The organism is Sporosarcina sp. ANT_H38, assembly GCF_008369195.1.
In the GTDB taxonomy this organism is placed as follows: domain Bacteria; phylum Bacillota; class Bacilli; order Bacillales_A; family Planococcaceae; genus Sporosarcina.
Map to the genome: position 1 here is coordinate 1 of NZ_VOBC01000012.1, position 6,243 is coordinate 6,243.

Sequence of the window (6,243 nt, forward strand, 5' to 3'; positions counted from 1 at the left end):
ATACCTCACCAAACTATAAGACGATACATGAAAATTCATGGGCATTATTTAGTCATGAAAAAAAGTCATAAAAGCTTTTTAATTCATGAAAATAGCGTTAAAACTTTAAACACCATACGCTCTTTGTATGCAGCAGGTAAAACAAATAAGCAAGTGGATGATCATTTGATAAACAATGGTTTTGCTTTGAATTTAGACAGTGGGAATACTCATGAGCATGTGAGTAATGTTGTTTCTGGTGGTGCTTTACAAGATTTGAAGAACGACATGAATAGTCTTCATGAAAAATTAAATGAGCAAGAGAAATTTAACCGATTACTTCTAGAAAAAATGGTTGAACAGAATGAAAGAATTGAATCGCAACAAAAATATATTGATGAAAAACTGACCAAAAGAGATGAGTTATTACTAAAATCAATGCGTGAGATCCTTGAAGTGAAAAAAATAAACAGTCCCGTCCAGCAGCAGGAACAACAGGAAAAGAAGAAGTGGTATTATTTTTGGTTTAAATAGATTTGAAGGTTTCCCCCTGCTTTTTTGGAGGAGGCCTTGTTGCGGGGTTTGGGGTGCAAGACCCCAAGTAGATTCGCATAGCTAGAAGAAAGTCATTGTGATTATGATAGCGTTTTTTCGGATTAAAATATTAAGTCAAGCCGAGATCATAAACTCCTACTTTTTTGTATGTCGGCTTGTATCCATTTCGTATCCGAAAAAAAAGGATAGTCAAATCTGTAGCGCAGCGGAAAAGGTGGAGAATTTTTTAAGTGTTCTTCTTGAAAAATTACTACCTGGGATTTTACTTTCCTTTAGCGTTACTTGGCAAGAGTGTAGTGGGGTATGAGTAAAAAAGCTGTCACGCTAGCGTTCCTAAACGCTAAGGTAGCTGTCACGCTAGCGTTCCTAAATTTAAAAAACTTGTGCCCATCAAAACACTAGGCTTCGCCTAGTCCCACACCAGAAGTGGGGCCAGTTTTCCCTTATGCTCTTTCTGACTACTTTTAGCTATTAACGTTCTGTTTAGAAAAAAGAAGATTAAGAATGGACCGTTTCTTGCTTCGCTTAAAACCCTTAAATCTATTCGTAACCATAAACTAATTAAAAGCCCCCAGACGCTCTTAAAAAGCTTCTAGGGGCTTTTAAATTGATTTTGATATTACTTAATCGCCTGTATTTTTCCTTTGGGATTATAGAAATGGCAAGCTACGGGTTTGGCATGATTCCCTAAAAACTTCGTTTTCACTTGAATAGGAATTTCCTATGACCTTTACAGATTTCAGAGTTCATTTTTTCAAAATATCCTCTAAAATTTGTTGTCACTTCTCTCGAATTTCAATTTAAGTTCCTTTAATTAATTGTATAAAGGTTACCACTGCGATATTGTATAAGTAACTTAAATTACAGGAGGTTTTACAGATGTTTGTATTACGTGGCTTAGATGGGAAAATCGTGACAAGTACAGAATGGGGAAAAGAAGAAAAAGAGGAGCAACATGAAATGTATGAGCAAGCGCAGCAGGCACTCGAAGAAATTGAAAAGAGTTTGCCAAAAGGTATGTTTCGGATTGTAGCGACTGAATGTGATCGTTGTGGTGGAAATCATGATGTGACGATTTTTCATGTAAATGATGAACCGAAGGCGTTTTGTCAAAATTGTCGGGTGGAAGTATTTGCGAAGAAAAAGCCTGTAGGTCGTCCAACTGTTGGCATTACGAAAAAAGTTTCGCTTACTCTCCCTGAAGAAGAATGGGATTGGTTGGATGAAAAAGCTGAAGGCAATCGCTCTAAATTTTTGAGGGAAATTGTCTGGAATGCGCTTGGTAATGAATCTGAGTGGGACAATTATGCCTGTCTTGGATATGCGATTAAGGGATTGGAAGAAATGAGTTATTCTTCTGAGGAAATTAAAAAGATAGTGCGTGCAATTTATTCGCAATTCGATATGAAGAGTGTTCCAGAAGCGAATAAAGTTTATTGTGAATCAGATTATTAAGAGTGGCTGATGTCACTTTTGTTCTTCTCAAAGCCATTCCCTTTGGTTTTGAGGCGTTCAAATGAATTTGGGTTATATTCATAAGGGAATTGATTAGAACGCAAAATAAGCCCTTTGTAATTGTTTTAGAGGGCATTGGTTTTATAATGATTCATACTTATTTATTATAATAAATATATGGATGAAATTATTTGATTCGTTGTTCTCGTTTGTGCTTTTTTGTGTTACTGTATGTATGTAAACGAATGGAGGTACTAATATGGTCGAAAATAAAAAAAAGAGGGTTCATATAACTTTAAGTCAAGACAGTTTTGACAAAGTAGAAGAAACCTCTAATCGTTATGGCATTACTCCTAATGCTTTTATATCTTTTATTGTTGGTCAATGGGTTGACGCTAATTATAATATGTCAAAAGTAATGTCTGATAAAGTGAATGATTTACTTCCGGATCTGAGTACTGTTTCTGAAAATCCACAATTGATGGAAATGGTTAAAGCGATTTTAAGTAGTGATCAGGATTTTAAAGATGCTGCTAGAAATAAAATTGATAACAAATAAAAAAAGTGCTGAGATAATTTTTGATTCACTTACCTTAACTCAACCTAATCTAATCAAATAAAATAGGCTTATCTAATTCATTCAAACTAGTTTATTGAAACTAATTCATTCTAAAAAAAAGATAAGTAAATTATAAAAACTTAAAAAAACAAAGTTAATGTTAGTTGAAGTCATATTGATTATTCGTCAGTGAAGAAAGAGATGGCGATGAAAATCATGAGTATCTATTCTAATAAAAACGAGAAAAAACCGAGTAAATCTGCTGTGTTAACTAAAGATGGATCTAAGTTAATTGGTGTCATTGTAACTCAAGAAAATGTAATTAATAATGTTGGGTTTGTACCTTCAATTACGTATAACCAAAAAGGTATTTATTTAAAAAGAAAAAAATGTGTCTCTTTTTTGGGTGAAGATGCAATTAAACTTATCAGACCGGCTAGACCAGGAGAAAAAGAAATCGAAAAATAAATGAGGTGTGAAATATGGAAAGTACTGTTTCCCGAGATATTGATATTGTTGATCAGTATCTCAAATCTGATTCTTTTTCTTCGGCTTTGTTTTCTTCGAAACTTGCAAATTTCGTTGAACGTTTTGTTGAAGGAATTGATACGGCAGTAATCAATGAATTCCCTATTATTGAATGTCCGATGATTGTGGCTGATTTTTGATGTTTTTCTCTATAAACTTAACTTGTTACTAATAATAGGACATAGAGTCTCACTTTTGCTCAAAAACAGCCTTGAACCCTACGGGCTACTGGTTTTCTTTTTTCTAAAATAACGCTCCTTAAGGTGGTGAATTAGTTTGTCTTCTGTAGCTGCTAAATGCGGCGAATTAACGATGCATCTTCAAGCAAAAATTTCTGGTAAGCATTTTGCTAAATCTATGACTTGTAACAAATTAGATTGTCCAAAATGTCAGCCCGTTATCGCTGCACGGATTAAGAGGAAAATCCGTTATTACGCTCAGCATGAACGTTTGGTGTTTTTTAATACGATTACATCGAAACAAGGATTTGAAGATCTGGAGAAGTTATTTCAAAAGATTCGTAAGGAATTGGCTTTTAATTTTACGATTCATGGTTATATGAAAAGAAAAAAAGTGGATTATGAAACGGCGTGGAATTGGTACCAGAAGAAAAAAGAGAAGTATATTCAGTCAGATATTTTAGTTGAAATTGAAAAAATCACTAGAAGAAATTCTATTATCGAAGCAGCTAAACAAAAAAATGTCTTCTATGATGGGCTCACAGAAGACGAAAAACGAATTTTTAAAACTGATAATAAAAAACTTATAACTCAAAAATACAATATCCTGTTCAATTATAACGCAAAAGATGAAAAACTAAAAGAGACGTTATACGAAAAAATACTTATACGATTTAATGAAAATGAGTTAGCAGATTTTAAATTCATTCGTGTTATAGAATTTCATAAAAATGGACAACCCCATTATCACTTTTTAACGAACAGATATGTACCCCATACTTTACTTAAAAAGATTACAATCGAAGGTGTAAATGATGTCTACGACAATTCTTATATTGTTGAAGATGCTTTAAAGAAAAACCCGACGTTGAATATTGAAGATGTAAACACTGATATTGTTTCTAATTATGTATCCAAAATCACTGACTACATCACTAAAGACACGATTGAGGTATTTTCCGATTTGAAGAATAATGGTGGTTTAACTAAAAAAATCATTAGTTCGTCTGATGATATTAAGATTTCCGATGAAAATTCAAAAGAAGATGAGAAGAAGTATATTAAGCTCGGTGTTTATGATTTAACTTTAAATTCTACTAGTCATGAAATACCGAATTTTAGTCTTGGGAATGTTAAGGATTTTATTTTGTTGAATTCATTTTGTGCGCCTGAACAGGATTCTATCAATATTTTGAATGAAGTTAAGTCTTTGAGGTTGGATGATTCCCAGAAATACAATTACATCATCGCAAATCGTTTGGAACAAATTTCGTCTATGGATCAGCAGCGCTTAAAGAACAAATTGATTAAAGGTGCTGTGGACGCTCTGACAGACGAGCAACATGCCGTTATTGATTTGTATAAGCAAAGTAATATTAGCCTGTTGGTTGGACGTGCTGGCACTGGCAAGAGCTATACTATTGCAAATTTGTTGAAGTCTTTAAAACCTGACCCTTTGAGGACCTTTGTTGTCACTTATACTGGTAAAGCATCTAGTAGATTGAAAGAGTTGTTTAGTTCAAATGGTGTTTGTGATTATAAACCGATGACTATACATAAGGCTTGTTCGTCAAACTTTGCGAGTGATTTTTTGAAAAACGAAAGAAATACTTTAGACTGCGAGTATTTAATTATTGACGAAATATCTATGATTCCGAAGGAGATATTGGCTAAATTACTTTTGGCAGTTCCTACGAATGTGAAAATACTATTTGCTGGCGATGATGCACAATTGCCCCCAGTCAACGATGTTTCAATTATTCCCGAATTAAAGATAAATTCAAATGTTGAAACGGTTGAATTAACAAAAGTATTTCGTTCAGAGGACAATATTTTAGATGCAGCTTATCAAGTTCTAGATAAGCAAATGATTGATTTTGAAACGTTTGATGATGGTAATCTATCGGATATTGTTAAAAGTCTTGTAGAGAATGGTTATCAAATTCTGACGAACACCAAAGTGATGACTAAAAAAATCAACACGATTGTTCAAGAGGGAAAATTTCAAATTACACGTTGTTTTAATGACTTTAAGTATGATGAACAAGATCGTGTAATGATTGTTGCAAACAGTACGCCACGGGAAGTATCGAACGGTGATACTGGAAGGATTGTTAGTTTTAATGAAAAGGGTGTTTTCGTTCAGTTGGATTGTGAAGATAGACAAGTATTTTACAAGTACGAGGATACTGAGGAAATTGTTCCGGCGTATGCTTTTACAGTTCACAAAAGCCAAGGATCTGAATATGAGAAAGTCGTTCTTATTTTGGAAGATAAACCGAAATTAAATACTAATAATCTTTTATATACAGGAATTACTAGAGCGAAGAAGGATTTTAAAGTTTTCGTTCCTTCTGAATCGATGTTAAAGAATACAATTATGACTTCACCTATATCTTCTGATATTTATTCAATTAATAATGTTGTCAATAGCAGCTTATTACCAGTTTAATATTCTGAAGCACCTTGAAAAACAGGGTGCTTTTTTTGTTTTTTTTAAACTTTTACATATTCCAAATTAATTTGAAGCTAATTCATAAGAGAAGATAGCTTCTTTTTTATTCATCGTAAAAATTAATCAGAATCCATAAGACAGCGAAGAGTGGACGGCGTAAGCCGGACGCGACTGCTGCATTGAAATTTTACTAGGAAAAATAAAACAGGATTTTCCATTATGATATTTTTTAAAAATGTCGTGAGCATATGGAAACGCTTTGAGAAATTCATGAGAACGCAAAGGCTTTTTCACCGTCAATACAGAATATATCTTTATCGAGCAAGTGGTAAACAAATGAGTGTGAGCAGGTGAGAAAGTGGGAAATAACTATTTAACAGTGGCTGAAATGGAAAATGAAACAAAAATACCTCACCAAACTATAAGACGATACATGAAAATTCATGGGCATTATTTAGTCATGAAAAAAAGTCATAAAAGCTTTTTAATTCATGAAAATAGCGTTAAAACTTTAAACACCATACGCTCTTTGT

At 33.3% G+C, this 6,243-nt stretch carries 6 protein-coding genes; all 6 read left to right on the forward strand.

Features of this window, described 5'->3' with window-relative positions:
* Positions 1 to 513 (forward strand): hypothetical protein (locus tag FQ087_RS22150; RefSeq protein WP_223145629.1); only part of this gene is annotated, 513 nt, incomplete at its 5' end.
* 900 nt (positions 514 to 1,413) lie between these two features.
* The gene (locus FQ087_RS23240) at positions 1,414 to 1,989 is read left to right on the forward strand and encodes a ribbon-helix-helix domain-containing protein (RefSeq protein WP_226882840.1); all 576 of its coding nucleotides are present in this window, start codon (positions 1,414 to 1,416) and stop codon (positions 1,987 to 1,989) included.
* 259 nt (positions 1,990 to 2,248) lie between these two features.
* The gene (locus FQ087_RS22160) at positions 2,249 to 2,548 is read left to right on the forward strand and encodes a hypothetical protein (protein WP_149582781.1); all 300 of its coding nucleotides are present in this window, start codon (positions 2,249 to 2,251) and stop codon (positions 2,546 to 2,548) included.
* Positions 2,549 to 2,755: 207 nt separating this feature from the next.
* Positions 2,756 to 3,016 carry a hypothetical protein gene (locus FQ087_RS22165; protein ID WP_149582782.1) on the forward strand — a complete coding sequence of 87 codons (261 nt, stop codon included), beginning with the start codon at positions 2,756 to 2,758 and terminating at the stop codon, positions 3,014 to 3,016.
* A gap of 14 nt (positions 3,017 to 3,030) precedes the next feature.
* Positions 3,031 to 3,216, forward strand: a complete 186-nt coding sequence (locus tag FQ087_RS22170; RefSeq protein ID WP_149582783.1) for a hypothetical protein — start codon at positions 3,031 to 3,033, stop codon at positions 3,214 to 3,216.
* A gap of 136 nt (positions 3,217 to 3,352) precedes the next feature.
* Positions 3,353 to 5,707 (forward strand): ATP-dependent DNA helicase, encoded by a 2,355-nt coding sequence (locus FQ087_RS22175; protein ID WP_149582784.1) that lies wholly within the window; start codon positions 3,353 to 3,355, stop codon positions 5,705 to 5,707.
* Positions 5,708 to 6,243 lie beyond the last annotated feature (536 nt).

Bases quoted from the DNA above. Each gene is read 5' to 3' on its own strand.
- FQ087_RS22170 (WP_149582783.1), top strand. From the start codon at position 3,031: ATGGAAAGTACTGTTTCCCGAGATATTGATATTGTTGATCAGTATCTC.
- FQ087_RS23240 (WP_226882840.1), top strand. From the start codon at position 1,414: ATGTTTGTATTACGTGGCTTAGATGGGAAAATCGTGACAAGTACAGAA.
- FQ087_RS22165 (WP_149582782.1), top strand. From the start codon at position 2,756: ATGAAAATCATGAGTATCTATTCTAATAAAAACGAGAAAAAACCGAGT.
- FQ087_RS22160 (WP_149582781.1), top strand. From the start codon at position 2,249: ATGGTCGAAAATAAAAAAAAGAGGGTTCATATAACTTTAAGTCAAGAC.